At 74.4% G+C, this 25,886-nt stretch carries 24 protein-coding genes; 13 read left to right on the forward strand and 11 right to left on the reverse strand.

The window, feature by feature from the left end; genetic code table 11:
* The first annotated feature begins 26 nt into the window (after nt 1-26).
* Entirely contained in the window at nt 27-368 is a 342-nt protein-coding gene (locus ACFFJG_RS14855; protein WP_378519561.1) for a TfoX/Sxy family protein, read from the forward strand.
* A 12-nt stretch (nt 369-380) separates the two neighbouring features.
* Nucleotides 381-1,175, forward strand: coding sequence for a hypothetical protein (locus tag ACFFJG_RS14860; RefSeq protein WP_378520359.1), 795 nt, complete (start codon nt 381-383; stop codon nt 1,173-1,175).
* Between the two features lie 2 nt (nt 1,176-1,177).
* Here the strand turns inward: ACFFJG_RS14860 and ACFFJG_RS14865 are convergent, their stop codons facing one another.
* The 9 genes from ACFFJG_RS14865 to gcvT all read right to left on the reverse strand — a co-directional run bounded on the left by ACFFJG_RS14865 (nt 1,178) and on the right by gcvT (nt 8,539).
* Complete coding sequence (locus ACFFJG_RS14865) at nt 1,178-2,956, reverse strand: M12 family metallo-peptidase (RefSeq protein ID WP_378519562.1); 1,779 nt, start codon at nt 2,954-2,956, stop codon at nt 1,178-1,180.
* A 97-nt stretch (nt 2,957-3,053) separates the two neighbouring features.
* The gene (locus ACFFJG_RS14870) at nt 3,054-3,461 is read right to left on the reverse strand and encodes an NUDIX hydrolase (protein WP_378519563.1); all 408 of its coding nucleotides are present in this window, start codon (nt 3,459-3,461) and stop codon (nt 3,054-3,056) included.
* Nucleotides 3,462-3,714: 253 nt separating this feature from the next.
* Nucleotides 3,715-4,086, reverse strand: a complete 372-nt coding sequence (locus ACFFJG_RS14875) for a GntR family transcriptional regulator (RefSeq protein WP_378519564.1) — start codon at nt 4,084-4,086, stop codon at nt 3,715-3,717.
* Nucleotides 4,079-4,561, reverse strand: coding sequence for a dihydrofolate reductase (locus tag ACFFJG_RS14880; RefSeq protein ID WP_378519565.1), 483 nt, complete (start codon nt 4,559-4,561; stop codon nt 4,079-4,081). Before ACFFJG_RS14880 ends, ACFFJG_RS14875 begins: the two co-directional genes overlap by 8 nt.
* The gene (locus ACFFJG_RS14885; protein WP_378519566.1) at nt 4,551-5,345 is read right to left on the reverse strand and encodes a thymidylate synthase; all 795 of its coding nucleotides are present in this window, start codon (nt 5,343-5,345) and stop codon (nt 4,551-4,553) included. The genes ACFFJG_RS14880 and ACFFJG_RS14885 overlap by 11 nt, the downstream gene beginning before the upstream one ends.
* Nucleotides 5,346-5,386: 41 nt before the next feature.
* On the reverse strand, nt 5,387-6,166 hold the full coding sequence (locus tag ACFFJG_RS14890) for a class I SAM-dependent methyltransferase (protein ID WP_378519567.1): 780 nt from the start codon (nt 6,164-6,166) through the stop codon (nt 5,387-5,389).
* Between the two features lie 51 nt (nt 6,167-6,217).
* On the reverse strand, nt 6,218-7,093 hold the full coding sequence (locus ACFFJG_RS14895; protein WP_378519568.1) for a hypothetical protein: 876 nt from the start codon (nt 7,091-7,093) through the stop codon (nt 6,218-6,220).
* Between the two features lie 82 nt (nt 7,094-7,175).
* On the reverse strand, nt 7,176-7,427 hold the full coding sequence (locus ACFFJG_RS14900) for a hypothetical protein (RefSeq protein WP_378519569.1): 252 nt from the start codon (nt 7,425-7,427) through the stop codon (nt 7,176-7,178).
* A 2-nt stretch (nt 7,428-7,429) separates the two neighbouring features.
* Nucleotides 7,430-8,539 carry a glycine cleavage system aminomethyltransferase GcvT gene (gcvT, locus tag ACFFJG_RS14905; protein WP_378519570.1) on the reverse strand — a complete coding sequence of 370 codons (1,110 nt, stop codon included), beginning with the start codon at nt 8,537-8,539 and terminating at the stop codon, nt 7,430-7,432.
* Between the two features lie 67 nt (nt 8,540-8,606).
* Between gcvT and ACFFJG_RS14910 the strand changes: the two genes are divergently transcribed.
* Nucleotides 8,607-10,112 carry a leucyl aminopeptidase gene (locus tag ACFFJG_RS14910; protein ID WP_378519571.1) on the forward strand — a complete coding sequence of 502 codons (1,506 nt, stop codon included), beginning with the start codon at nt 8,607-8,609 and terminating at the stop codon, nt 10,110-10,112.
* A 223-nt stretch (nt 10,113-10,335) separates the two neighbouring features.
* On the opposite strand, the gene ACFFJG_RS14915 is transcribed toward ACFFJG_RS14910, so the two are convergent.
* Nucleotides 10,336-10,701 (reverse strand): hypothetical protein, encoded by a 366-nt coding sequence (locus ACFFJG_RS14915; RefSeq protein ID WP_378519572.1) that lies wholly within the window; start codon nt 10,699-10,701, stop codon nt 10,336-10,338.
* Nucleotides 10,702-10,852: 151 nt separating this feature from the next.
* On the opposite strand from ACFFJG_RS14915, the gene lpdA reads away from it, so the two are divergent.
* From lpdA to ACFFJG_RS14935, 4 genes are all read left to right on the forward strand, one after another.
* Complete coding sequence (gene lpdA / locus ACFFJG_RS14920) at nt 10,853-12,238, forward strand: dihydrolipoyl dehydrogenase (RefSeq protein WP_378519573.1); 1,386 nt, start codon at nt 10,853-10,855, stop codon at nt 12,236-12,238.
* Between the two features lie 37 nt (nt 12,239-12,275).
* Nucleotides 12,276-14,282 (forward strand): 2-oxoglutarate dehydrogenase, E2 component, dihydrolipoamide succinyltransferase, encoded by a 2,007-nt coding sequence (gene sucB / locus ACFFJG_RS14925; protein WP_378519574.1) that lies wholly within the window; start codon nt 12,276-12,278, stop codon nt 14,280-14,282.
* Nucleotides 14,283-14,415: 133 nt separating this feature from the next.
* Nucleotides 14,416-17,925 (forward strand): ATP-binding cassette domain-containing protein, encoded by a 3,510-nt coding sequence (locus ACFFJG_RS14930; protein ID WP_378519575.1) that lies wholly within the window; start codon nt 14,416-14,418, stop codon nt 17,923-17,925.
* 69 nt (nt 17,926-17,994) lie between these two features.
* A complete protein-coding gene (locus ACFFJG_RS14935) occupies nt 17,995-18,885 on the forward strand; it encodes a TIGR01777 family oxidoreductase (protein WP_378519576.1) in 891 nt (296 codons plus the stop codon).
* Here the strand turns inward: ACFFJG_RS14935 and ACFFJG_RS14940 are convergent.
* Nucleotides 18,831-19,433: a hypothetical protein gene (locus ACFFJG_RS14940; RefSeq protein WP_378519577.1), complete on the reverse strand. Its 603-nt coding sequence runs from the start codon at nt 19,431-19,433 to the stop codon at nt 18,831-18,833. The two genes, ACFFJG_RS14935 and ACFFJG_RS14940, sit on opposite strands and share 55 nt — an antisense overlap.
* 68 nt (nt 19,434-19,501) lie before the next feature.
* On the opposite strand from ACFFJG_RS14940, the gene lipB reads away from it, so the two are divergent.
* The 6 genes from lipB (at nt 19,502) to ACFFJG_RS14970 (ending at nt 25,752) form a co-directional block, all read left to right on the forward strand.
* Nucleotides 19,502-20,245, forward strand: coding sequence for a lipoyl(octanoyl) transferase LipB (lipB, locus tag ACFFJG_RS14945; protein ID WP_378519578.1), 744 nt, complete (start codon nt 19,502-19,504; stop codon nt 20,243-20,245).
* A 71-nt stretch (nt 20,246-20,316) separates the two neighbouring features.
* On the forward strand, nt 20,317-20,823 hold the full coding sequence (locus ACFFJG_RS14950; RefSeq protein WP_378519579.1) for a (2Fe-2S)-binding protein: 507 nt from the start codon (nt 20,317-20,319) through the stop codon (nt 20,821-20,823).
* 1 nt (nt 20,824) lies between these two features.
* A complete protein-coding gene (locus ACFFJG_RS14955; protein WP_378519580.1) occupies nt 20,825-21,832 on the forward strand; it encodes an FAD binding domain-containing protein in 1,008 nt (335 codons plus the stop codon).
* Nucleotides 21,829-23,982, forward strand: a complete 2,154-nt coding sequence (locus ACFFJG_RS14960; RefSeq protein ID WP_378519581.1) for a xanthine dehydrogenase family protein molybdopterin-binding subunit — start codon at nt 21,829-21,831, stop codon at nt 23,980-23,982. The genes ACFFJG_RS14955 and ACFFJG_RS14960 overlap by 4 nt, the downstream gene beginning before the upstream one ends.
* A 74-nt stretch (nt 23,983-24,056) precedes the next feature.
* Nucleotides 24,057-24,998 (forward strand): lipoyl synthase, encoded by a 942-nt coding sequence (gene lipA / locus ACFFJG_RS14965; protein WP_378519582.1) that lies wholly within the window; start codon nt 24,057-24,059, stop codon nt 24,996-24,998.
* Between the two features lie 46 nt (nt 24,999-25,044).
* On the forward strand, nt 25,045-25,752 hold the full coding sequence (locus ACFFJG_RS14970) for a DUF4191 domain-containing protein (RefSeq protein ID WP_378519583.1): 708 nt from the start codon (nt 25,045-25,047) through the stop codon (nt 25,750-25,752).
* Nucleotides 25,753-25,886 lie beyond the last annotated feature (134 nt).

Consider the following 25,886-nt stretch of genomic DNA (forward strand, 5'->3'; position numbering starts at 1 on the left):
TCGGCGGCGAGCCGCATACTGCCGACATGGCCCACGACGAGGTGCTGGCGCAGCGACTGCACGACCTGCTCGACGGCGAGCCCGGCGTGACGTCGCGCCGGATGTTCGGTGGGCTGGGGTTCATGGTCGACGGGCACATGGCCGTGGCGGCCGGGAGCTCCGGCGCGCTGATGGTGCGGGCCGACCCGGCCGACGCCGCGCGCTGGGTCGACGGTGCCGCGGTGGCTCCGATGCGGATGCGGGGACGACCGATGGCAGGGTGGCTGCTGGTGGACACGGCGGCGCTGGCCGACGACGCCGCGCTGGCCACCTGGGTGGACCGCGCGGTCGCGTTCGTGCGCACCCTCCCGCCCGAGCCGTCGCCCTGAGGAGGAGACCTCGTGCCCGACCTCGTCCTCGACCTGCCGGCGTGGCTCGACGCCGACCAGCGCGCCGTGCTGACGGCGCTGGCGGCGCGCAACCACGAGGCCCACGGCGACGGCCTGCTCGGCCTCGTGCTCAGCGGGTCCGCCGGTCGCGCGTACGCCACCGCCCGCTCCGACCTCGACGTCGTCGTCGTGCTCACCGACGAGGCGGCCGCCGGCCGCTCGACCGTGCACTCCCCCGACCTCGACGAGGCCGTCGACGCGTGGTCCGAGCTGTGCGACGTGCCGGCGTTCGGGACCGAGGGCTGGTGGTTCCGCTGGACCTACGCCTGGGCGCCGGTGCTGCTCGACCGCACCGGCGGCGAGCTGACCCGCGCCGTGCACCGCCAGGCCGTCCTCACCCCCGAGGAGGCCGACGCGGTGCTGCTCGACCACGACCGGCTCGACGGCTGGCTCAACTTCGTTTACCGGGCGTTGAAGAACGACCGGGACGGCCGGGCGCTCGAGGCGCGGCTCGACGCGGCCGAGTCGGTCGCGTGGCTGCTCGACGTGGTGTTCGCGCTCGCCGGCCGGGTGCGGCCCTACAACAAGTACCTGCCGTGGGAGCTGCGTGAGCACCCCCTCGACGGCTGGCCCGCGGACCCGCTGCTCGACCTGGTGGGCCGCCTGCTCGACGGAGACCCGGCCGCCGTCCGGGAGTCGTTCGCCCTCGTCCGCCCGGCCTGCGCGGTTCACGACGAGCGCAGGGGCCACACCCGCACCACCGCCACGATCGACGGCTGGGGTCCCGAGCTCGCGCTGTTCGGCTGAGGTCAGCGCACGACGATGCGGAACGTGCGGCGCACGGTCGTGCCGTCGCTCGCCAGCAGCTCGGCCGTGAGGTGCCGGGTGCCGTGGCCGTGCAGCCGGCCCGAGACGACGAGCCGGTCGCTGCGCGCGCGCCACCGCAGGCCGCGCGGCAGGGTCAGCCACACCTTCGCCTCCAGGACCGGACCCGTGAACCGGATCGTCGCGCGGTAGCGCGCGCCCGACCGGGCGCGCGGCAGGCGGTCGGTCGTGAAGGCGACGGGCGTGCCGGTCGGGGTGCCCGTCGTCGGGGTGGGGGTGGGCGTCGGGCTGGGGCTCGAGGTGGGCGTCCCGGGGGTCGGCGTCGCGACCGGCGGCGGGTCGGGGGCCGGGGTGGGCACGGTGGTGATCGGGCCGGCCGCCGTGGTGAGGGTGACGGTGTAGGTGCCGATGGAGGCGTAGTCGCTGTAGCCACCCGGGCTCGACGGGTCGCCGTGGGAGGTGCCGTCGACGACCGCGGTGTAGACGGCCTCGGTCGCCGGCAGGTCGGCCGTCCAGGTCGCGTCGAGGGTGTCGTCGGTGGCGCTGGGGCCGGTGGGGTCGACGGTCGCGACGACCCGGGCGCCCGCGCCGCGGACGGTGAGCAGGACGTCGACGTCGGAGACGTCGGGCGGTCCGCTGACCTCGAGGGTGGTCGCGCCGGCGGCGAGGAAGGCGAACGTGTCGGTGTCCGTGCGCGAGGTGATCAGGCCGTCCAGGGGCGTGCCCGGCGCGAGCAGCGTCGGCGTGCCCGCGTGGTCGTCGGGGAGCAGGGGCGCGACGCCCGCGAGGACGGCCAGGTCGTCCTCGGTGTTGTTCGCGTCGGCGTACTCGCCGCGCGACCACTGCGAGGCGCGGCGGCCGTAGGAGGCGCCCATGATCGGACCCCATCCGCTCGCCCCCTGGTAGTAGCCCTGGCTCGACGTGCCGTCGTGCGAGAGGCCGAAGGTGTGCCCTGCCTCGTGGCTCACGACCTGCCCGACGTTGTAGCCGCCGGTGCCGGACCCGTCGGTGAAGACCCACGCGGGCTGGTAGCGCTGGGCGTTGACGCCGGCGAACACCCCGACGTACGCCTTGCCGCCGCACCCGCAGCCCGCGCCGACCGCGTTGGTCGAGGTGATCACGACCGTCGTGCCGTAGGTCGCGTCGCTCGGGCTTGTGCGGGTCAGGGCCTCGGGCGCGGGCGCACTCGTCGTGACGTTGACGTCGAACGGCGCGAAGTCCTCGGCGACGCTGCGCCACGCCAGGAACACCTGGGCGCGCTCGAGGGCGGAGAGGGTCGTGGTGTCGGCGTCGATGGAGTACGCCGGCGACTCGATGGCCGCGCCGCCGTTCCAGGCGGTCCCGGACCAGGTCGAGCCGTCGAAGTCGAGGTAGAGCGTGCGGGACGACGACGGCCGCGACGCCAGGGCGAGGACGTCGGCCGGGACGGCCACCGCGGACGGGTCGGTCAGAGGGCGGTCGGAGGGCGGGGCGGCGTGGTCGACCACGAACACCCGGCCGCAGCCGTCGAGGCGTGCGGTGCCGTCGCCGGCGAGGCGACGCAGGGTCGCGCCGTCGAGACCGCTGGTGCCGCGGACCGCGGCCAGGCCCGGAGCCTCCGCCACGGCCCGGTCGAGCGGGACCGCGCGCCCCGGCGAGTCGCACGCCGCCGCGGTGTCCGCGGAGGACGTCGGTGCGCCTGCCAGCGCACCGAGCGCGAGGGCGGCACCCAGCACCGCGGCCCCCAGGGCGCGGGCAGGCAGGGCAGGCAGGGGTGCGGGCAACGGGGGTCCTTGCGACGGGGTCGGGCGAGGGTCGGGCAGGCCTCTTCCTATCGGCCGGCGATCCACGTCCTGAGCACCCGCCGGGAACGGGAGGTCCTCAGACGCCGAGGGTGCTCCTGATCACCGGCAGCACGTGGTGCTCCAGCATCGGGGCCAGGTCGTCGGGGTGGTCGCGCAGCGGCGTCCACCTCACCTCGGCGATCTCGGCGGAGGCGACCGGCTCGGCGTCGGACTCGATCCAGAACACCGTCGAGTGCAGGGTGTGCCCGGGCTCGTTGGCCGCCTCGGAGAGGAACTCGCCGAGCGGGGTGGCGTCCTCGACCTGCAGGCCCACCTCCTCGAGCGTCTCGCGCAGCGCGGCCTGGCGTGCGGTCTCCCCCGGCTCGAGCTTGCCGCCGACAAGCATGAACCGCTCGGTGCCGCGCTTGCGCACCGTCAGCACGCGGCCGTCGCGCACCAGGGCGACGGCGGCCACCACGATGTGCGTGTCGGGGACCTCGGGCATGGCACGAGCCTGCCACGGCCCGGACGTCACGCAGCCACCCGGACGGGGCTTACCCGTCGGGTGGCTGCGTGGTGACGCTCGCTGGCCCGTCAGCCGCCTCTCGGCGAACGGCCGCTCACAGCGGCGAAGGGTGAGGCCCGGGGGCATGATGCGGAACCAACTGCCCGGTCCAACGACACGCGACCGTCCGGCATTCCCCGCCCCGTGTGGTCCGCCTCACGTGGGCGACACGTGGGCGTCACGTGCGTGCGGATCAGGCGCGCAGCGCCCGGCGCACGGCGTCGAGGGCGGCGGCGTCGTCGAGTCCGAGCGCGCGGGCCGTGGCGACGTAGGCGGCTGCCGCCTCGCGCACCGAGCGCTCGACGCCGGAGCCGCGCACGACGGTGCCGGCGCGCCCGCGGGTCTCCACCACGCCGAGCGCCTCGAGCTCCTTGTAGGCGCGCGCGACGGTGTTGGCGGCGAGGCCGAGCGACGTCGCGAGGCCGCGGACCGGCGGCAGGCGGGTGCCCGGGGCCAGTGTGCCGTCGTCGACCCGGGCACGGATCTGGTCGCGCACCTGCTCGAACGGCGCCGCACCGGCGGCGTCGTCGACGGCCAGCCCGAGGGCGGGCCCGGGATCAGGCACGCTCCCACCACACCCAGCTGCACCCGGGCCCGGCCTCGCGACGGGTCTCGCGCCACGCGGAGCGGTCGAAGGCGGGGTAGAACGCGTCGCCGGGCACGTCGAGGTCGACCTCGGTGAGCACCTGGTGCGTCAGGAGGGGCATCGCCTCGGCGTAGACCTGCGCTCCCCCGGCCACGACCAGGTCGGCCGACGGGTCGGCCAGGGAGACCGCGGCCTCGAGCGAGTGGGCCACCTCGACGCCCCCGACGGACCAGTCGGGGTTGCGGGTGACGACGATCGTGCGCCGGCCGGGGAGCGGCCGGCCGATGGAGTCGTAGGTGAGGCGGCCCATCACCATCGTCAGTCCCATCGTCTCGCGCTTGAAGTGCGCGAAGTCCTCCGGGATGTGCCACGGGATCCGGCCGTGGTCGCCGATGACGCGGTTGCGGGCGTAGGCGGCGACCGCGACGACCCGGCGCTCGCCCTCAGACGGCAATGGGGGCCTTGATGACGGGGTGGGGGTCGTAGCCCTCGACGGCGATGTCCTCGAGCTCGAAGCCGTCGATCTCGGTGACCTCCGGGTCGAGCACCAGCCGCGGCAGCGGGCGGGGCTCGCGGGTCAGCTGGAGACGGGCCTGCTCGACGTGGTTGAGGTAGAGGTGGGCGTCACCCATCGTGTGGACGAACTCGCCGACCTCGAGACCCGTCACCTGGGCGACCATGTGCGTGAGCAGGGCGTAGGAGGCGATGTTGAACGGCACGCCGAGGAAGGTGTCGGCCGAGCGCTGGTAGAGCTGGCACGAGAGCCGGCCCTCGGCGACGTAGAACTGGAAGAGCGTGTGGCACGGCGGCAGCGCCATGTCGTCGACGTCGGCGACGTTCCACGCCGAGACGACGTGGCGCCGCGAGTCGGGGTTGGAGCGGATGCCCTCGACCAGGCGGCTGATCTGGTCGACGTGGCGACCGTCGGGCGTGGGCCACGAGCGCCACTGGTGGCCGTAGACCGGGCCGAGGTCGCCGTCGGCGTCGGCCCACTCGTCCCAGATCGAGATGCCGCGCTCCTGGAGCCACGTCACGTTGGTGTCGCCGCGCAGGAACCACAGCAGCTCGCCGAACACCGACCGGGTGTGGACCTTCTTCGTCGTGACCAGCGGGAAGCCCTCGGTCAGGTCGAAGCGCATCTGGTGGCCGAACACGCTGAGCGTGCCGGTGCCCGTGCGGTCGGACTTCTCGACGCCCTCGTCGAGGATCCGCTGCAGGAGGTCGAGGTACGCGCGCACGAGGCGACTCTACGACCTCCCACGCCCTCGCAACGCCCTCCCTACGCCCTGGGGACCCGCGCCTCGACGAGGACGCACTCGACGTCGAACGCCAGCGCGTCGCCGTCTCGCCAGGGCGACACGTGCTCGTCGTACGCCGCCCGCACCCGGTCGCGGACGTCGTCGGCCTGCTGCCGCCAGGCGACGCCGAAGTTGCCCACCGACGTCAGCCCCGACCACAGGTCGTCGGCGCGGACCCGCCACGTCCAGCGCTCCACCCCGGCGCGCGTCACCGCGAGACCGACGCTCGTGAGCACGTCCGCGAGACCGGCCGGGGAGCGCTCGAAGTCCTTGTCGGGCGCCAGCCGCGGGGACGGTGCGCGCACCGCGCCGGCGGCGTCGAGGATCCCGGCCCACATCACGGCCTGCGGCGCCGGCGTGGCGCCCCACGTGGTGGCCCTGACCACTCCCCCCGGTGCCGCGACCCGGGCCAGCTCGCGCGCGCCGGCGCGCGGGTCCTCCACGTGGTTGAGCACGAAGGAGGCGGTCACTGCCTCGAACCCGCTGTCGGCCAGCGGCAGGTCGGGCAGGCCGCCGAGCACGACCTCCGTGCCGAGCCGGTCGGCGGCGAGACCCGCCATGTCGGGGTCGGGCTCGACGGCGACGACGTCGTGGCCCCGCTCGCGCGCGGCCGCGACGAGCGTGCCGGTGCCGCAGCCGACGTCGACCAGCCGGCACCCGGCCGGCAGGCCGTCGAGCAGTGTCGGCACCGCACCGGCGCACAGCCCCGCGAAGCTGCGCGCGTAGGCCTCCGCCACTCCCACCCACAACGCCTCGGCCACGACCCGTGACCCTATGGCGGACAGGACCCGAGGTGTCCGGCGACGCGCGGGTCAGCGCAGCCGGACGGACCCGTCGGTCGCGGTGATGGTGATCGGCGGCTGGCAGGTCGACTCGGTGGGGCAGACGACGAGCGCCCGGCGGCCCGACTCGGAGCGACGCACGGCGTCCTGGGCGCCGCTGCGGCGCGAGGAGTCGATGAGGTGGGCCCAGCCGCCCCCGGGCAGCGGGACGCTCTGCACCCGGGTGTCGTACCGCCCCGGCGGGAGGTACGCCGGGGCCGGACCGGTGTCGGCGAGCTGCGCCGGCGCGGCGTCGAGGGGCTCGACGTCGCCGTCCGCCCGCACCCGGACGTAGTCACCCGACCCCAGCCGGGCGACGACGTCGGCGCCGTCGGCCACGAACTCGTCGACGTCGGGCAGCCCGACGACGACGTCGGCGAGGTGCAGCTCGCCGCCGGAGTACCACGCGACGGGCAGCGGGTTCGCCTCCTCGCGGACGGGCGCGACCTCCGGCCGGGTGGCCCACCACGTCCAGCCCGCGGCGAGGACCGCGACGACGGCGAGGCCCACCATCGTGCGACGCACCGTGCGCCGGCGCTCACCCGCGCGCACCTCGCGGGCCCGCTCGAGCCACGGCTCCGGCGGGTCGGCGGGGTCCGGCACGCCGACACCGTGGGGCGCGGCCTCCCCGGGGCGGGCCACCAGCCCGGCCCGCTCCCGCGCCTCGGACCACAGCACGACGTCGACCTGCTGCTCGCGCACCAGCCGCGACCAGCCACGACGGTGGCCCAGCATCGTCACCGCGACGGCCAGGCGGGCGGCGTCGGGGTCGATGCCCTCCGCCTCCAGCCCACCGACCAGGTCGGGCCAGCGCACGGCGAGGTAGCCGGCGAAGTCTCCGTCGGGGTCGTGCGGTCGTCGTGCCACGGCCATCCCGCCTCCCGTCACCTCCCGGGACGGGCGTCCGTCCCTCGCCCGTGCTTCGGAGCGCGTCGCCGCCCGGATGGCCTCAGGCGCTCAGGGACATGGGGCCGTAGACCTGCCGGTCGTGCTCGAACAGCGTCACGGCGGCCACGCCGTGCTCGGCCAGCTCGGCCCAGATCTCGCCCACCCACGACTCGGCGTCGCCCTGCGTGGCGAACCTCTGGTCGGAGTAGGCCGGGGCCTCGACCTCGTTGCCGGAGCCGTCCTCGAGGCGCCACCACCACGGCCGCTCCGACGAGGTCGGCTGGCGGAAGGTCGGGGGCTGTCCGGGAAGCACGGTCAGGACTCCCGCACCGAGGTGTCGACGAACGGCGGCTTCACCAGCTGGAAGACCTCGCGGCGTCCGCGCACGTCGACGCCGACCTCCGCGTCCTCGGCCACCATCACCGGGATGAGCGCGAGGCCGATGCCCTTGCGCAGCGTCGGCGAGAACGTGCCCGACGTGATGTCGGCGAGCGGGACGTCCTGGGTGAGCGTCACCGACATGCCGGGACGCGGGATGCCGCGACCGACGGCGACCAGTCCGCGCAGCCGCCTGCGCGGCCCTTCCTCCTTGACCTTCATGACGGCGTCGCGGCCCCAGAAGGCGTCCTTCTTCCAGCCGACCGCCCACGACAGGCCGGCCTCGACGGGGTTGGTGTCGAGGCTGATGTCCTGCCCGTGGAGGGGGTAGCCCATCTCCGTGCGGAGGGTGTCGCGGGCGCCGAGCCCGCAGGCGGTGATGCCCCACTCCTCGCCGGCCGCCATCAGCGCGTCCCACAGCTCGCCGGCGGCGTCGTTGACCACGACCAGCTCGTAGCCGCGCTCGCCGGTGTAGCCGGTGCGGCAGACCACGACCCCGACGCCGGTGTCGTGCAGCTCGGCCTCGACGAACGACATGTAGTCGTGGCCGGTGGGCAGCCCGACCTTCTGCAGCACCTCGTCGGAGCGGGTGCCCTGCACGGCCAGCACGGCGTAGTCGTCGTGGTGGTCGACCACCTTGACGCCCTCGGGCGCGGCCTCGCGGAGCCGGCGGACCACCTCGGCGGTGTTGGCGGCGTTGGGCACCAGCAGCACGTGCTCGTCGTCGTGCCAGTAGGCGATGAGGTCGTCGACGATGCCGCCGGACTCGTCGAGGCAGAGCGTGTACTGCGCCTTGCCGGGCTCGATCTTGGCGAGGTCGTTGGAGAGCGTCGCGTTGACGAACGCAGCGGCGCCGGGGCCGGAGACCATGGCCTTGCCGAGGTGGCTCACGTCGAAGACCCCGACCGACTCGCGGACGGCCGTGTGCTCCTTCACCACGCCCGTCGGGTACTCCAGCGGCATCGACCACCCGCCGAACTCGGAGAACTTGGCGCCGAGCGCCTCGTGGCGGTCGTGGAGCGGCGACTGCTTGAGCGTGCTGGCCATGTCGCGCAACCTACCGCAGCCCGGGGACGGCGAGCCGCCACGCCGGGGCCTCGCCTAGCATGCGCGCGTGACGACCTACACGCTGCGCAGCGCCAACCCCGCCAAGACCCGAGCCGACGCCGTCGTGGTCGGGGTCGTGGCGGGCCCGAAGGGACCGCGGCTGTGCGACGCGGCTCAGGAGGTCGGCTCCGCCTACGGCCGCCGGCTGCGCCCCCTGCTGTCGACCCTTGGCGTGACCGGCAAGGCGGGTGAGTCGGTGAAGGTCCCGACCGGCAGCGAGGTCAGCGCCCCGCTCCTGGTGCTGGTGGGCCTGGGCGACGACCAGGCCGACGCGGTCGCCGTACGCCGGGCCGCGGGCGTCGCGGCACGCAGCGTCCCCAACGCGGCCTCCGTCGCGCTGGCCCTCCCCAGCGACACGCCCGAGCTCGTCGGCGCAGTCGTCGAGGGCCACCGCCTCGGCGGCTACACCTTCACGGCCTACAAGTCGTCCGCGCCGGAGTCCTCAGCGCCGGCCGACGTCGTGGTGCTCAGCCCGATCGCCCGCAAGGCCGAGGCCACCGCCGCGGCGGAGACCGCCCAGGTGCTCGCCGACGCCGTCGAGCTGTGCCGCGACTGGGTCAACACCCCGCCTGCCGACTGCACGCCCCCGCTGCTGGCCGACCTCGTCACGGCGGCGCACCGCGAGGTCACCAAGGGCCGCGGCGCGCCGAAGGTGAAGCTCGAGGTGTTCGACCACGAGCAGCTCGCCGAGATGGGCTGCGGCGGCATCCTGAGCGTCGGGAACTCCTCGGTGGCTCCGTCGCGGCTGGCCAAGCTGACCTGGGCGCCCAAGAAGGCCGTCGCCCACCTCGCGCTCGTCGGCAAGGGCGTCACCTTCGACTCCGGCGGCCTCACCATCAAGCCGTCCTCGAGCATGATGAACATGAAGGGCGACATGGCGGGCGCCGCGAGCGTCGTGGCCGCCACCCTCGCGATCGCGCGCCTCGGGCTGCCGGTCAAGGTCACCGCCTGGGCGCCGATGGCCGAGAACATGGTCTCCGGCACCTCCACCCGCCCCGGCGACGTGGTCACCATGCACAGCGGCCGCACCGTCGAGATCGCCAACACCGACGCGGAGGGCCGGATGCTCCTCGGCGACGCGCTGTCGATGGCGATCGCGGAGGACCCCGACGTCGTCGTCGACATCGCGACCCTCACCGGTCACATGCAGCTCGCGCTCGGCGACCGCGTCGGCGCGGTCATGGGCACTGACGACCAGGTGCCTGCCGTCCTCGCCGCGGGCGCGGCCGCGGGCGAGCAGCACTGGCGGATGCCGATCCCCGAGGAGATGAAGGAGCGCGTCACCAGCTCCAAGGTCGCCGACCTGCTCCAGCACGACTGGGTGCGCTGGGGCGGCGGCCTCTACGCCTCGGCGTTCCTGCGCGAGTTCACCGACGGCAGGCCGTGGGCCCACCTCGACATCGCCGGCAAGGAGATGAACCTCGGCGCGCCCTACGGCCACGTCCCCTCCGGCGCCACCGGCTTCGGCGTCACCACCCTCGTCGCGTTCGCCCGAGCGCTCGCCGAGGGCTGACCTCGCGGCTCGCCGCGGGCCGGGAAGTCCCCGGATATCCGGGGACTCTCCTGCTGTGCACCCGAGATCGCGGGTGCAAGGCACGAGTCCCGGGTGCGAAGTGGCCGCTGCGGGCTCGCCGCCGCCATCCTGGCGGCGTACGACACCCCCGCCGGCCGGTCCGATGTCGTATGCCGCCACCCTCAGCCGACCCCGGGCACCGCACGAGCGCGTCCGCCGGGGGTCAGTAGCCGCGGGCCTTGCGCTCCGCCTTCACGCGGGAGTTGTAGTCGCGCATCCGCTGAGGCACGCCGACCACCGCGGCGTCGTAGGAGGGCACGCGGTGGCGGTTGGCGAACTCGTGGGCCCACCGCACGCTCGGCACGCGCCGGCGCGTCCACTCGCCGTCGTGCGCGACGAGCAGGAGCGTGACGTCGCTGACCGCGGTGCGCGGCTCGACGAACCCCTCGACGCCCTGACGGGTGCGGACGAACTCCTCGAGGTGTCGTACGTCCTCGCCGTCGGCGGCGCGCACCCGGGTCGAGCCGGTGCGTTCCGCGTCCCGTGCCGGACGACTGGTGCGCCCCGAGCGGCGGAATCGATCGAACATGCCCATGGGCACCATTCTGCCGGGACCGACCCCACAGCGCCGTCGAACGCACCGACGCGGCTCACCCAGACCCGGTGTGGACAGCCCCGCAAAGAGTGCAAGGATGGGCGCGCTGGAAGCAGGCTCGTCGAGTGTGGTGGAGGGAACATCAGTGACGGACGGTGAGTTCGACGTCCTCGTCCTCGGGGCTGGTTCGGGCGGTTACGCCTGCGCCCTGCGAGCGGCGCAGCTCGGCCTGACGGTCGGGCTGGTCGAGAAGGGCAACCTCGGCGGCACCTGCCTCCACGTGGGCTGCATCCCGACCAAGGCCCTGCTCCACGCCGCGGAGGTCGCCGACTCGGCGCGCGAGGCCTCCCAGTTCGGCGTGTCGGCCACGCTCGAGGGCATCGACATGGCCGGCGTCAACGCCTACAAGGACAAGGTCGTCGACCGGCTCTTCAAGGGCCTGACCGGCTTGGTGAAGTCGCGCGGCATCACCGTCATCCAGGGTGCGGGCGTGCTGACCGGTCCCCGCGAGGTGACCGTCGACGGCACCGCCTACACCGGCAAGGCCGTCGTGCTGGCCTCCGGCTCCTACAGCAGGAGCCTCCCGGGCCTCGAGGTCGACGGCGAGCGGGTCCTGACCTCGGAGCACGCGCTGCGCCTCGACCGCGTCCCGGAGTCGGCGATCGTGCTCGGTGGCGGCGTCATCGGCTCCGAGTTCGCCAGCGTCTGGAAGTCGTTCGGCGCCGACGTGACCATCGTCGAGGCCCTGCCCCGCCTGGTCGCCGCCGAGGACGAGGCGTCGTCGAAGGCGCTCGAGCGGGCCTTCCGCAAGCGCAAGATCGACTTCCGCAACTCGACCTCCTACAAGAGCCTCAAGGTCACCGACACCGGCGTCGCCGTCACCGTCGAGGGCCCCGACGGCGAGAGCGTGATCGAGGCCGAGGTGCTGCTGGTCGCCGTCGGTCGCGGCCCGTCCACCGACGGCGTCGGCTACGCCGAGCAGGGCGTGGCGATGGAGCGCGGCTTCGTGCTCGCCGACGAGCGCTGCCGCACCAACGTCGAGGGCGTGTACGCCGTCGGCGACATCGTGCCCGGCCTTCAGCTGGCCCACCGCGGCTTCCAGCAGGGCATCTTCGTCGCCGAGGAGATCGCCGGCCTCGACCCGCAGCCGATCGACGAGACGGCCATCCCGCGCGTGACGTACTCCCACCCCGAGATCGCCTCGGTCGGCCTCGACGAGAAGACGGCGCGCGAGCGGCACGGCGACGCCGTCACCACCGTCACCTACGACCTCGGCGGCAACGGCAAGAGCCAGATCCTCCAGACGCAGGGCTTCGTCAAGCTCATCGGCCTGGAGGACGGGCCGGTCATCGGCGTGCACATGGTCGGCGACCGCGTCGGCGAGCTCGTCGGCGAGGCTCAGCTGATCTACGGCTGGGAGGCGCACGCCGACGACGTCGCCCCGCTGGTGCACGCGCACCCCACCCAGAACGAGGCGCTCGGCGAGGCCCACCTGGCTCTCGCCGGCAAGGCGCTCCACGCACACTCCTGACCCCCAGACCCCACCCACACGCGAGCGAAGGAACCACATGGCCTCCGAAGTCACCCTCCCCGCACTCGGCGAGTCCGTCACCGAGGGCACCGTCACCCGCTGGCTCAAGCAGGTCGGTGACACGGTTGCCGTCGACGAGCCCCTGCTGGAGGTGTCGACCGACAAGGTCGACACCGAGATCCCCTCCCCCGTCGCCGGCACCCTGCTGGAGATCAAGGCCAACGAGGACGACACCGTCGAGGTCGGCGCCGTGCTCGCCGTCGTGGGCGAGGAGGGCGAGTCCGCCGGCGACGCCAGCGAGACCGCCGAGCCCGAGGCGCAGCCCGCCGACGAGGCCGAGTCGGAGAAGAAGGCCGAGCAGGAGGAGCAGGTCGCCGAGGACACCGGCAGCCTGCCGCCGGGCGACGAGACCCCCGAGTCGGAGAAGGACGACGCCCCGGCGCAGTCCGAGCCCGCCGCCGAGCAGGCCGCGTCCGGCGGCTCGGGCGGATCAGGCGACTCCGGCGGCTCCGGCACCCCCGTCACCCTGCCCGCCCTGGGCGAGTCGGTGACCGAGGGCACCGTGACCCGCTGGCTCAAGCAGGTCGGCGACGAGGTCGCCGTCGACGAGCCGCTGCTCGAGGTCTCCACCGACAAGGTCGACACCGAGATCCCCTCGCCGGTCGCCGGCACCCTGCTCGAGATCAAGGCCGCCGAGGACGAGACCGTCGAGGTCGGCGCCGAGCTCGCGATCATCGGCTCCGGTGACGCGGGCGGCGCCCCGCAGTCCGCGGAAGCCCAGCCCAAGGACGAGGCCAACGCCGAGAAGAAGGCCGAGCAGGAGCAGCAGGTCGTCGAGGAGACCGGCAGCCTGCCGCCCGGTGACGAGACCCCCGAGTCGGAGAAGCAGGACTCCCCCGCCTCCCAGCAGCAGGACGAGCAGCAGACCGAGCAGCAGCCCCAGCAGGTCGAGCCCGAGGCCAAGGGCGAGGCGCCCTACGCCCCGGCGCCCCAGGGCGAGCCCGAGCCGCAGCGCACCGACGCCGCCGCGCAGGCCCCGGCCGCCTCCGGCGGCGCGTCCGCCGGCTCGCAGGAGGGCGGGCGCGACCAGTCGACCTACGTCACGCCGCTCGTGCGCAAGATGGCCGACCAGCACGGCGTGGACCTGTCGTCGGTGCAGGGCACCGGCGTGGGCGGTCGCATCCGCAAGCAGGACGTCCTCGACGCCGCTGCCGCCGCCCAGCAGGCCGCCGCCCCGGCTGCGCCCGCCGCTGCTCCGGCCGCACCGGCTGCTCCCGCCGCCGCGGGTGCCCCACCGGCCGCGTCCGCGCCGACCTCGTCCTCGCCGTCGCCGCTGCGCGGCACCACCGAGCCGATGTCGCGCCTGCGCAAGGTCATCGCGACCCGGATGGTCGAGTCGCTGCACGAGGCGGCCCAGCTGACGCAGGTCATGGAGGTCGACGTCACCGCGATCGCCCGCCTGCGCGAGGCGTCCAAGGCCGACTTCCAGGCCCGCGAGGGCGTGAAGCTGACCTACCTGCCGTTCTTCGCCAAGGCCGCGATCGACGCGCTCAAGCTGCACCCCAAGCTCAACGCGGCGATCGACGCCGAGAAGGGCGAAGTGACCTACTTCGACCGCGAGAACATCGCGTTCGCGGTGGACACCGAGAAGGGCCTGCTGACGCCGGTCGTCAAGGAGGCGGGCGACCTGTCGATCGCCGGCCTGGCCAAGAAGATCGCCGACGTCGCCGAGCGCACCCGCACCAACAAGATCACGCCCGACGAGCTCTCCGGCGGCACCTTCACGATCACCAACCTCGGCAGCTTCGGGGCCCTGTTCGACACCCCGATCATCAACAAGCCGCAGGTGGCGATCCTCGGTCCCGGTGCCGTGGTCAAGCGTCCCGTCGTGATCGACGACCCGAACCTCGGCGAGACGATCGCGGTGCGCCACATGGTCCACCTCGCGCTGACCTACGACCACCGCCTGGTCGACGGCGCCGACGCAGGCCGTTTCCTCCAGGAGGTCAAGAAGCGCCTCGAGGCCGGCCAGTTCGAGGTCTGAGCCACCCGTCGCACCGGCGCCCCCGTCCGCACCCGCGGGCGGGGGCGTCGTCGTACGCCGCGGGGTGGGCAGGGTCACGGAAAACCACAGGCGCGGTGTCGGTGCCGCCACGTAACGTCTGGTGCTTGTGACGGTGACCGAGACGAAGAGCCAGACGACACCGGCACCGACCTCGGCGACGCACGGGTTGCCCGAGGGGCGGGTGCCGGTCGACTGGCGCCGCATCCGCCGTCCGCTCGCCGCCGTCTGCCTGTCGATGTCGCTGGTCGGGGCGATCGCGTCCTCGCTCGGCAGCGTCTTCGCCGGGAGGCTCGCGGAGTCCCCCACGTCCTCACTCGTCACGCTCCTCGCGCTGTGCGTCGTGGGCGGCGCCTTCGTCGACACGGGAGCCCGCACGCTGTGGGGCGTGATCGTCGACCGCGCCGAGGGCCGCCTTCGGGCCGACCTCATCGACGCCGCCATGGCCCAGCCGCTCTCCGAGCTCTCCGAGCAGGCCGTCGGCGAGGTCCTCGACCGCATCGACGACGACACGTGGGAGGTCGGGCAGCTGATGCGCTGGGGCGTGTGGATGGCGCTGCGCACCCTGCTCTCGGCCGGCCCGCTCTGGGTCGTGGCCAGCCTCACCTGGTGGCCCGCGGTCTTCCTCTTCCCGCTGTGCGCGGTGCTGGTGTGGTTCTCCGTGCGCCGCCTGCTGCCCCTGATCGCCGAGCGCAAGGTGCTCGAGGAGGCCGCCTGGACCGACCACGCCGCCTCCACCGAGGAGGGCGTGGCAGCCCGCGACGACATCCGCACCTCGCTGGGCCAGTCCCACGTCCTGCGCCGCAACGCCGAGCTGGCCGCGGAGATCCACCGCCGCCTGCGCAGGGTGCTGGCGGTCGAGGTGAGCGTGACGCGGCGCAGCGGCGCCCTCCTGCACGGCGTGCTCGCCGCCACCGGCCTGGTCGGCGTCGCGCTGGTGCTCCACGGCGACCTCACCACCGCCCGCCTGGTCACGCTGTTCCTCGTCACCACGATGTTCGTCGGCCAGGTCGACATGCTCGCCCGGCACCTGCCCGACCTTCAGGAGGGCATGGGCGCCGTGCTGCGCCTGCGCGGGATGCTGGCGGTCCCCGCCGAGCCGGTGGGCGGCCTCGGCCTGCCCGACGGCCCCCTCGACGTCGACCTGCGCGGCCTCGACTTCTCCTACGACCACGGCACCTTCGCGCTCAGCGACGTCCACCTGAGCGTGCCCGCCGGTCACACCTGCGCGCTGGTCGGCCGCACCGGGTCCGGCAAGTCGACGCTGGCCTCCCTGCTCTCCCGGGCCGTCGAGCCCCCGCGCGGCTCGGTCTTCATCGGCGGCACCGACGTGCGCGACCTCGACCTCCAGCGGCTGCGCTCCGCGGTCGGCGTGGTGACCCAGCGCACCGAGATCCTCGCCGGCACGCTCGCCGACAACATCACCCTCTTCGGCGACGCGCCCCGCTCGCAGGTCACCGCCGCCGTCGAGGAGCTCGGCCTCACCGACTGGGTGGCCGGATTGCCCGAGGGCCTCGACACGCTCCTCGGCCCCGGCGGCACGACCCTGTCGGCCGGCGAGGAGCAGCTGGTCGCCTTCGCCCGCCTGCTCGTCCGCGACGTCGCCATCGTCGTGCTCGACGAGGCGACGGCCCGGATGGACCCGGTGACCGAGGCACGCGTGGTGCGGGCCGCCGACCGCCTCATCGCGGGCCGCACCGGCATCCTGGTCGCCCACCGCCTCTCCACCACCGAGCGCGCCGAGCAGGTGGCCGTCCTCGAGGCCGGCCGCGTCGTGCAGCAGGGCCCGCGCGCGCGGCTCGCGGCCACGGACGGACCGTTCCGCACGCTGCTCGACGCCGCCGCCCACGAGGTCGTGGTGGAGGAGCACCACCACGACGACGCCTCCATCGGCTCGGTGCGCCGCAGCACCACCCCGCCCGCGCCGCCGGAGGTCGAGCCGCCGCTCGGGCTGCTGCGCCAGGTGTGGCACTGCATCCGGCTCAAGCCCGAGTGGGGCATGCTCGGCGCGTTCCTGTTCCTCGCCGCCTCGATCACCGGCGCCTACGGGGCCGTGACCGGCTTCGTGTGGGGCCACGTCGTGACCTCGCTGCAGGACGGCCACGTCCCCGCGCTCCTGCTGGTGGCGCTGGTGGCCTCCCTGATGATCGGTCCGTTCTTGCTCTCGCAGGCGTTCTGGACCTACCCCCACTGGTGGGTGGAGGTCCGGATGCGGGTCCGCGCTGCCGTCCTGGCCGGGCAGACCGAGCAGCGCCGCCTGGTCCGTACGCCGCCCGGTGAGGTGGTCGCGCGCGCCATGGACGCCGACCGCATCGCGCGCTACACCGACCGCTGGGTCGACTTCGTCAACGGCCTCGTCGTCGCCGCGCTCACCGCGCTCATCGCCGGCACCTGGCTGGCCGGCGCCATCCTGCTCGCGGTCATGACCGCCTCGGCGCTCGCATCGTCGCTCGGTCGCCGGGTCGCCGGGCGGTCGGCCGCGGCGGCGTCGGCGGCCCGCGCGGGCTTCGGCCAGGCCCTGGTCTCCACCCTCGAGTCGATCCGCACCGTCAAGCTCGCCGCGGCGACGCCGCAGCTCCACCACCACCTGCGCGAGGTCGACGGCGGCCGGGTCGACGCCGCGGTGCGCGAGCACCGGGTGCAGTCGCTGCTCGACGGCGTCCCGGTGGTCATGGTGCAGTGCGGCGTGGTCGCCGCCTGGGCGGGCCTGCTCGCCGGCCGGTGGGAGCTCGCCACCGCACTGCTGGTCGCCAACGCGGTCAGCGGCTTCGACTGGTTCGGGCGGGTCGCGGGCTCGGTCGTGACGGAGGCCCCCGGCACCCGCGCGTGGATGCACGCCACCAGCGCCCTGGCCGGCGGCGGCGACCTCATGGTGCTGCCGGGCGGCATGGACCTCTCCGAGGGCACCGCCCACGCGCCCGAGACCCCCGAGCGCGACCCGCTGCGCACCCTCACCCTCCGCGACCTCTCGGCGGTCCACGACGATGGCACGCTCGGCGTCCAGGACGTCGACCTCGAGATCCGTTCCGGCGAGCTGGTGCTGCTGCTCGGCCAGGTCGGCTCGGGCAAGTCGAGCCTCCTCGGCGCCCTCGCGGGCCTGGTGCACAGCACCGGCGAGATCCTCTGGAACGACCGGCTGGTCGACGACCCCCAGACCGCCCTGCGGCCCGCACGCGTCGCCCACGTCGCGCAGGTGCCGCGGGTGCTGTCGGGCACGTTCAACGGCAACGTCGGTCTCGACCACCCCCGCCGCACCGTGATGCCCGCGCTGGAGGCGGCCCGGATGGGCCGCGACGTCACCGATGCGGGCGGCCCGGACTCGCTCGTGGGCCACCGCGGCGTACGGCTGTCCGGAGGACAGGTGCAGCGCCTCGCGCTGGCCCGTGCGCTGGCCTGCGACGCCGACGTGCTGCTGGCCGACGACGTGTCGTCCGCGCTCGACGCCGCCACCGAGATCGAGCTCTGGCAGGCGCTGCGCGAGCGCGGCGCCACCGTCATCGGCGCGACGAGCAAGGCGGCCGCGCTGGCGCAGGCCGACCGCGTCGTCGTGCTCGACGCCGGACGGGTCGTCGACCACGGCCCGTGGCGCACGCTGTCCTCCCGCTGGGGGCACCTGGCGGGCTGACCCGGGCGCACGGCCCGCCCTGGCGCGCGGGCCGGGCCCGGGGTTGGCGCGACATGGTTGGGTGGGCGCATGCGCGTCGTCATCGCCGGAGCGTCCGGGTTCCTCGGCACCCACCTGTCCGAGCACCTGCGGGTCCACGGCCACGAGGTCACCGCCCTCGTGCGGCGCGAGCCGACCTCCGCCCACGAGTCGCGCTGGGACCCCAGCCGCGGCGAGGTCGACGCCGCGGTGGTGGCGCGCGCCGACGCCGTGGTCAACCTGGCCGGCGCGAGCATCGCGGGCAACCCGCACTCGAGGAAGTGGTCCGAGGAGGTGCTGAAGAGCCGGATCTCCACCACCGGGCTGCTGGCCCGCACCATCGCGGCGGCCGAGCGCCCGCCCGCCTTCCTGGCCGGCAACGGCATGGCGTTCTACGGCGACCACGGCGCCTCACAGGTCACCGAGGACTCCGACAGCCGCGGCGACGCCTTCCTCACCCGGGTCACCCGGGAGTGGGAGTCGGCCGCCGACCCTGCCCGTGAGGCCGGCGCCCGGGTGTGCGTGCTGCGGACCGCGCCGGTGATGGACCGCACCTCCCCGCCGCTCAAGCAGCTGCGGCTGCTCTTCAAGGCCGGGCTGGGCGCCCGCCTGGGCTCGGGCGAGCAGTACTTCCCGATGATCTCGCTCCGCGACTGGGTCGGCGCCGTGAGCTACCTGCTGGAGTCGCGCGACGTCTCCGGCGCGTTCAACCTCTGCTGCCCCACCACGCCCACCAACGCGGAGTTCACCCGCGAGCTGGCCCGTGCGGTCAAGCGCCCGGCGTTCCTCGCCGCGCCGGCGGCGGTCCTCAAGGTGGCGGCGGGTGACCTGTCGCCCGAGCTGCTCGCGTCGGTCAATGCCCGCCCGACGGCGCTCGAGCGCGCCGGCTACGACTTCGAGGACGAGGACGTGCGCGAGGTGCTCGCCGCTGCGCTGGCCTGACGGCCCGTCACCGCGGTGGCCTCCACCACGCGCCACTCCCCCGCCACCCGCGCCAGCGCGACGCGCCGCTCGACCGGGCGCCCCACCGGCAGCGCGCGCGGATCCACTCCCGCCCCGACCGCGCGTCCGCCGACCACCCGGTCGGCGACCCGGAGCACCAGCCTCCGCGGGCCACGGTCGACGACCTCCAGCCGGAGGACCTGCGAGGTGAGTCCCTCCACCCGCAGCCCGCGGGCGACGTAGGACCGCAGCAGCCGCACGTCGGCCGCCCCGGCTCGCGACCCGGCGACGTACAGCCCCCGCAGCCGCGCCACGTCACCGGCGGCCCACGCCGCGGCGCGCCGCCGGTCCCACCCGGCGAGCACCCCGGCCGGGCCGGCGCCGGGTGCGGCCGCCGGCAGCGGCGCCACGGTCGGCGAGCGGGCCGGGGCCGACCCGGCGGGCTGGGGGTCACCGGAGCCGGAGCGTGCCCAGCCGACCCCCAGGGTGAGGACGAGGCAGGCGCAGGCCACCGCGGTGAGGGTGGGCAGGAGGCGGCGTGGGTCCACCCGACCACCCTCCCCGATCCCGTCGGTCGGCGTCGGCGCTCGTCCACAGGCGGCGTAGGCTCGGCGGCATGTCGCTGGACCTGAACGCGCTGCACCACGAGGTCGCCGGTCTCGGCGACGACGCCGTCGACTACCTCGCGGCGTGGGACCTCCAGCGTCGCGTGCACGAGGAGGTTGTCGCGGGTGAGCGCCCCGGCACCGTCCTGCTGCTCGAGCACCCGCCGGTGTTCACCGCCGGCAAGCGCACCGACCCCCACGAGCGACCCGCCGACCCGGGTGGCGCGCCCGTCATCGACGTCGACCGTGGCGGCAAGATCACCTTCCACGGCCCCGGCCAGCTCGTCGGGTACCCCATCGTTGCGCTGCCCGACCACGTCAAGGTCGTCGACTACGTCCGTCGCGTCGAGGAGGCGCTGATCGCGGTGTGCCGCGACCTCGGCGTCACCACCGCCCGCGTGCCGGGTCGCAGCGGGGTCTGGCTGCGCGCCGACGACCGTGGGCCCGAGCGCAAGATCGCCGCCATCGGCATCCGCGTCAGCCGCGGCGTGACGATGCACGGGTTCGCGCTCAACTGCGACGTCGACCTCGGCTGGTACGACCGCTTCGTGCCGTGCGGCATCGCCGACGCGGGCGTCACCTCGCTCAGCCGCGAGCTCGGCCGGGACGTCACGATCACCGAGGTGCTGCCGAGCGTGCGCCAGCACCTCGACACGTACCTCGCGTGGCAGCCCTACGAGGCGACCCCCGACTACGACCCCCGCCCCGAGCCGGGCCGCGAGCCGCGCATCCAGCTCGTCACCCCGACCCTCTGAGGGGCGAGGGCGCCCCCCGGGGCGCTCCGAGGGGTGGTGCACCCCGGCCCCGCGGCTGCTTCGATGGGGCGATGAGCCGGACGTCCGTCAGCCTGACCGTCAACGGGGAGCCCCGCGAGGTGGAGGTCGACACACGTCGCTCCCTCCTCGACCTGCTGCGGGAGGACCTCGGGCTGACCGGCACCCAGAAGGGCTGCGACCAGGGCGCCTGCGGCGCGTGCACGGTCCACCTCGACGGCAGGCGGCGCCTGTCGTGCCTCACGCTCGCGGCGCAGGCCGACGGCCACCACGTCACGACCGTCGAGGGGCTGGCCACCGGTGGCGCCCTCCACCCCGTGCAGCAGGCCTTCCTCGACTGCGACGCGTTCCAGTGCGGCGCCTGCACCGCGGGCCAGGTGATGTCGGCAGTCGCCCTGCTCGACGAGGTCGACGATCCGACCGCGGCGGAGGTGCGCGAGCTGATGAGCGGCAACCTGTGCCGCTGCGGGGCGTACCCCCGCATCGTCGACGCGGTGCTCGCCGCCGCCGGTGCTGCCGACGCTGCCGACGCTGCCGACGCTGCCGACCAGGAGGCCTGAGGTGCACCCCTTCACCTACGTCCGCGCCGACGACCTCGCCTCGGCGGCCGCCGCCGTGACGACCGACGCCACCGGCCGCGCGGTCCAGACGCCCGAGGACGTCGTCCTCCTCGCCGGAGGCACCACCCAGTACGACCTCATGCGTGACGGCGTGTGGTCCCCCGGCACCCTCGTCGACATCAGCGACCTGCCGCTGCACGACGTGGCGGTCGAGGACGAAGTGCTCGTCGTCGGCGCCGGGGTGTCGATGGCCGACCTGGCCGCGCACGAGGCGGTCGCCGGGCTCGACGTGCTGCGCGACTCGCTGCTGCTCGCGGCGTCGCCGCAGCTGCGCACGATGGCCACCGTCGGCGGCAACGTCCTGCAGCGCACCCGCTGCCGCTACTTCCGCGACCCCGAGGTCGTCCAGTGCAACAAGCGCGTGCCCGGCAGCGGCTGCGCGGCCGTCGAGGGCACGGCCCGGATGCACGCGGTGCTCGGGGCCGACGCGGGCTGCATCTCGGTGCACCCCTCCGATCTCGCGGTGGCGCTGGTGGCGCTGGACGCGCGGGTGCGGGTGCTCGGTGCCGACGGCACGCGGACCGTCGCGGTCACCGACCTCCACGTCCGCGCCGACGACGACCCGTCGCGCGACAACGTGCTCGGCGCCGGCGAGCTGCTGACCCACCTCGAGGTGCCGCTCCCCGACGCCCGCACCGGCTACCTCAAGGTGCGCGAGCGGGCGTCGTACGAGTTCGCGCTCACGTCGGCGGCCGTCGTGGCCCGTGTCGAGGACGACCGCCTCGCGCACGTCGCGATCGGCCTCGGCGGCGTCGGGTCGGTGCCGTGGCGGGCACGCCGGGCCGAGGAGGTCCTGCTGGGGCAGCCTCCCCGCCTGGCGCTCTTCGAGGAGGCGGCCCGCGCCGAGCTCGCCGACGCCTTCACCGTCCCCGGCACCGCCTTCAAGCCCGAGCTGGCGCGCCGCACCCTGGTGCGCCAGCTCCGCGACGTGACAGGAGCCACCGCGTGACCACGACGTCCGAGCCCACCCGCACGACCAGCACGCCGGTCCTCGGCGAGGGGATCACCCGCGTCGACGGTCCGCTGAAGGTGACCGGCGAGGTGACCTACCCCGACGACCTCGCTCCGCGCGACGCCCTGGTCGGCGTCCTGGTCGGCAGCACCGTGACCGCGGGCACCGTCACCCTGGTCGACACCACCAAGGCGCTGGCCGCACCCGGCGTGGTCGAGGTCCTCACCCACGCCAACGCGCCCCGCGTGGCCCGCCCCGACGAGTCGGCAGCCGGGCGCGCGCCGCTGCCGCCGTTCCAGGACGACCAGGTGCGGTTCCGGGGGGACTACGTGGCGCTCGTCGTCGCGCAGTCCCGCGAGGAGGCGGTGCACGCCGCGTCGCTGCTGACGGTCCACTACGACGACGCCGAGCCCGTGGTCGACCTCAACGACCCGCGCGCGGCGCGCGAGGGCGACGACCCCGTCGGCGTCGACAGCACCCGTGGCGACCTCGACCGCGGCCTGGCCGACGCCGACGTGGTGGTCGAGGCCGACTACGTCACCGGCGACAACACCAACAACCCGATCGGGCTGTTCGCCGCCTGCGCGCAGTGGGACGACGACGCCCTCACCATGTGGGCCACCACCCAGTGGCCGTTCAATGTCGCCGACAGCCTGGCCGAGGCGTTCGGCGTGCCCCGCGAGGGCGTGCGGGTGCTCTGCCCCTACCTCGGCGGCGGCTTCGGCTCGGGCCTGCGCCCGTGGCCGTTCATCCACGCGGCCGCGATGGCGGCGCGGGTCGTGGGCCGACCGGTGCGGGTGGTGCTCAGCCGGCCGCAGATGTTCACCGGCATCGGCCACCGCCCCGAGACGGTCCAGCACGTGCGGCTCGGCGCGCGCCGCGACGGCACGCTCACCGCGGTCGAGCACACCGCCACGGTGCCGGTCGCGCTCGACGACGACAACCCCGAGGACGTCGTCTCCGGCACCCGCCAGGGGTACGCCGTCGAGCACCTGCGCACCGACGTCGACCAGGTGCGGCTGCACATCTCCCCGCCGGGCTCCATGCGCGCGCCCGGCGAGGCCCAGGGCAACTTCGCGCTGGAGACCGCCCTCGACGAGCTCGCGGTCGAGCTGGGCGTCGACCCGGTCGAGCTCCGGCTGCGCAACTACGCCGACACGAACCCCGACCAGGACGACCTGCCGTGGTCGAGCAAGGCGCTCGACGAGTGCCTGCGGCGCGGAGCCGAGCTGATCGGCTGGGGCTCCCGCGACCCCGAGCCCGGCTCGACGCGCGAGGGCGACGACCTGATCGGCTACGGCATGGCCGCGGTGTCGTTCTTCTACTTCCAGCAGCCGTGCTCGGTGCGGCTGGTGGTGCGCGCGGACGGTCGTGCGGTCGTCCACTCCTCGGCGATGGACATCGGCACCGGCACGTACACCGTCGTGACGCAGGTGGCGGCCCGCCACCTCGGTCTCGAGGTCGCCGACGTCGAGGTCGTGCTGGGCGACAGCTCACTGCCGGCGTCGCCGCCTGCGGGCGGCTCGGGCCTGGCGATGGCCATCTCGAACGCCGTCGCGCAGGCCGCGGCCTCGCTGCTCGACGACCTCGGCGTCGGGGAGGCACCCGGCCGGTCGGTGCTCGTGCAGGCCGTCGGCGACCGCGACGAGGTGTCGGCGGAGGCCACCGCGACGCCGCCTGACCCCGACGAGGTGGGCATGTCGCCGTCGGGAGCCTTCGGGGCGAAGTTCGCCAAGGTCCGCGTCGACGCCGAGCTCGGCCTGGTCCGCGTGGAGCGGCTGGTCTCGGTCATCGACTGCGGCGAGGTGCTCAACGAGCGCACCGCGCGCAGCCAGGTCGTCGGCGGCACCGTCGGCGGCATCGGGCACGCCCTGCTCGAGCACACGGTCACCGACCTGCACGCGGGGCCGCAGACCGGCCGCATCACCAACGCCCACATGGCCGACTACCTGGTCGCCGTCAGCGCCGACGTGCCCGACCTCGAGGTGGAGTTCGTCGGCGGGCCCGACCGGCTCAACCCGGTGGGGGTGAAGGGGGTCGGGGAGATCGGCCTGTGCGGGGTCGCGGCAGCCATCGGCAACGCGGTCTTCCACGCGACCGGACGCCGCGTGCGCCGGCTCCCGATCACGCCGGACCTGCTGCTCTGACCGCCCTCCTGGCCCGCCGCGGCGGGCCAGGAGGGCGAATTGGGCGGCCACAGGGCCCGGCGTAGAGTGACGACGTGACTGCTCCCGCCCCCGAAGGACGCAAGCTCCTCCGCCTGGAGATCCGCAACGCCGAGACGCCCATCGAGCGCAAGCCGGAGTGGATCAAGACCAAGGCGAAGATGGGCCCGGAATACACCGCCCTGCAGAACTTGGTGAAGTCGGAAGGCCTGCACACGGTCTGCCAGGAGGCGGGGTGCCCCAACATCTTCGAGTGCTGGGAGGACCGCGAGGCCACCTTCCTCATCGGTGGCGAGCAGTGCACCCGCCGGTGCGACTTCTGCCAGATCGACACCGGCAAGCCTGCCCCGCTCGACCGTGACGAGCCCCGCCGCGTGGCCGAGTCCGTGCAGAAGATGCAGCTCAAGTACGCCACCATCACCGGCGTCGCGCGCGACGACCTGCCCGATGGCGGCGCCTGGCTCTACGCCGAGACGGTGCGCGCCATCCACGAGCTCAACCCGGGCACCGGCGTGGAGAACCTCATCCCCGACTTCAACGGCAAGCCCGACCTGCTCGCCGAGGTCTTCGAGTCGCGCCCCGAGGTCCTGGCCCACAACGTCGAGACCGTGCCGCGGATCTTCAAGCGGATCCGCCCGGCCTTCCGCTACGACCGCTCCCTCGACGTGATCACCCAGGCGCGCGACTTCGGCCTGGTCACCAAGTCCAACCTGATCCTCGGCATGGGCGAGACCCGCGAGGAGGTCTCGCAGGCGCTGCGCGACCTCCACGAGGCGGGCTGCGAGCTCATCACGATCACCCAGTACCTCCGTCCCTCGCCGCGGCACCACCCCGTCGAGCGCTGGGTCAAGCCCGAGGAGTTCGTGGAGCTCAAGGCCGAGGCCGACGAGATCGGCTTCGCCGGCGCCCTCTCGGGGCCGCTGGTCCGCTCGTCCTACCGCGCCGGACGGCTGTACGGTCAGGCCATGGACGCGCGCGCCGGCGCCGTGACCGCCTGACCCGCTCCACCGCTCCGTTCGACCCTTCACTGACAAGGCCACCCAGATGTCGACCCCCGCCACCACGCCCACCTCGCGCCGTGGGCAGATCATGCAGACCTACCAGATGGCCAAGCGGAGCGACCCGCGCCTGGGCCTGATCCTCTTCGCGACGTTCGTGGTGGCCGCTCTCGTCGGCTTCGGCCTGCTCACCCTGCTGCCCGGCAGCGGCGTGCTCTCGCTGGTGCTCTCGATCATCGGCGCGTTCCTCATCGGCCTGCTCGCCGCGCTCCTCCTCTTCGGCCGCCGCGCCCAGAACGCGGCGTACACCCAGATGGAGGGCCAGCCCGCGGCCGCCGCCGGCGCCCTGCAGATGCTGCGCCGCGGCTGGAAGGTCGACCCGGTCGTCGGCTTCACCAAGCAGCAGGACGTCGTCCACCGCGTGGTGGGCCCGCCCGGCATCGTCCTGGTCGGCGAGGGCTCGAGCCCCAGCCGGGTCAAGCAGCTGCTCGCCACCGAGCGCAAGAAGCACGAGCGCGTCGCCTACGAGGTGCCGATCCACGAGGTCGTCTGCGGCCGCGGCGACGGCGAGGTCCCGCTGCCCAAGCTCGTGCGCCACGTCCAGAAGCTCGGCCGCTCGGTGAAGCCGGCCGAGATCACCGACATCCTCCAGCGCCTCAAGGCGCTCGACGCCCAGCGCGGCAAGCTCCCGCTGCCCAAGGGCCCGGTGCCGACCTCGATGAAGGGCATGCGCTCGCAGCAGCGAGGCCGCTGACCCTCCTCCCCCGCCGCCACCCTGGCGGGAGACGACATCCCGGCACCCCGAACCGATGTCGTACGCCGCCACCCTCGCGGCGGCCCCGACACCCTGGCGGGACACGACATCCCCAGCCGCCGATCCGATGTCGT

This window comes from Nocardioides zeicaulis, assembly GCF_042432345.1.
Classification (GTDB): domain Bacteria; phylum Actinomycetota; class Actinomycetes; order Propionibacteriales; family Nocardioidaceae; genus Nocardioides; species Nocardioides zeicaulis.

Excerpts from the sequence above, each read along its gene's own strand:
- ACFFJG_RS14855 (WP_378519561.1), top strand. The coding sequence starts at position 27 with ATGGCCCACGACGAGGTGCTGGCGCAGCGACTGCACGACCTGCTCGAC.
- ACFFJG_RS14870 (WP_378519563.1), bottom strand. The coding sequence starts at position 3,461 with ATGCCCGAGGTCCCCGACACGCACATCGTGGTGGCCGCCGTCGCCCTG.
- gcvT (WP_378519570.1), bottom strand. The coding sequence starts at position 8,539 with ATGGCCAGCACGCTCAAGCAGTCGCCGCTCCACGACCGCCACGAGGCG.
- ACFFJG_RS14915 (WP_378519572.1), bottom strand. The coding sequence starts at position 10,701 with ATGTTCGATCGATTCCGCCGCTCGGGGCGCACCAGTCGTCCGGCACGG.
- sucB (WP_378519574.1), top strand. The coding sequence starts at position 12,276 with ATGGCCTCCGAAGTCACCCTCCCCGCACTCGGCGAGTCCGTCACCGAG.
- ACFFJG_RS14935 (WP_378519576.1), top strand. The coding sequence starts at position 17,995 with ATGCGCGTCGTCATCGCCGGAGCGTCCGGGTTCCTCGGCACCCACCTG.
- lipB (WP_378519578.1), top strand. The coding sequence starts at position 19,502 with ATGTCGCTGGACCTGAACGCGCTGCACCACGAGGTCGCCGGTCTCGGC.
- ACFFJG_RS14950 (WP_378519579.1), top strand. The coding sequence starts at position 20,317 with ATGAGCCGGACGTCCGTCAGCCTGACCGTCAACGGGGAGCCCCGCGAG.
- ACFFJG_RS14970 (WP_378519583.1), top strand. The coding sequence starts at position 25,045 with ATGTCGACCCCCGCCACCACGCCCACCTCGCGCCGTGGGCAGATCATG.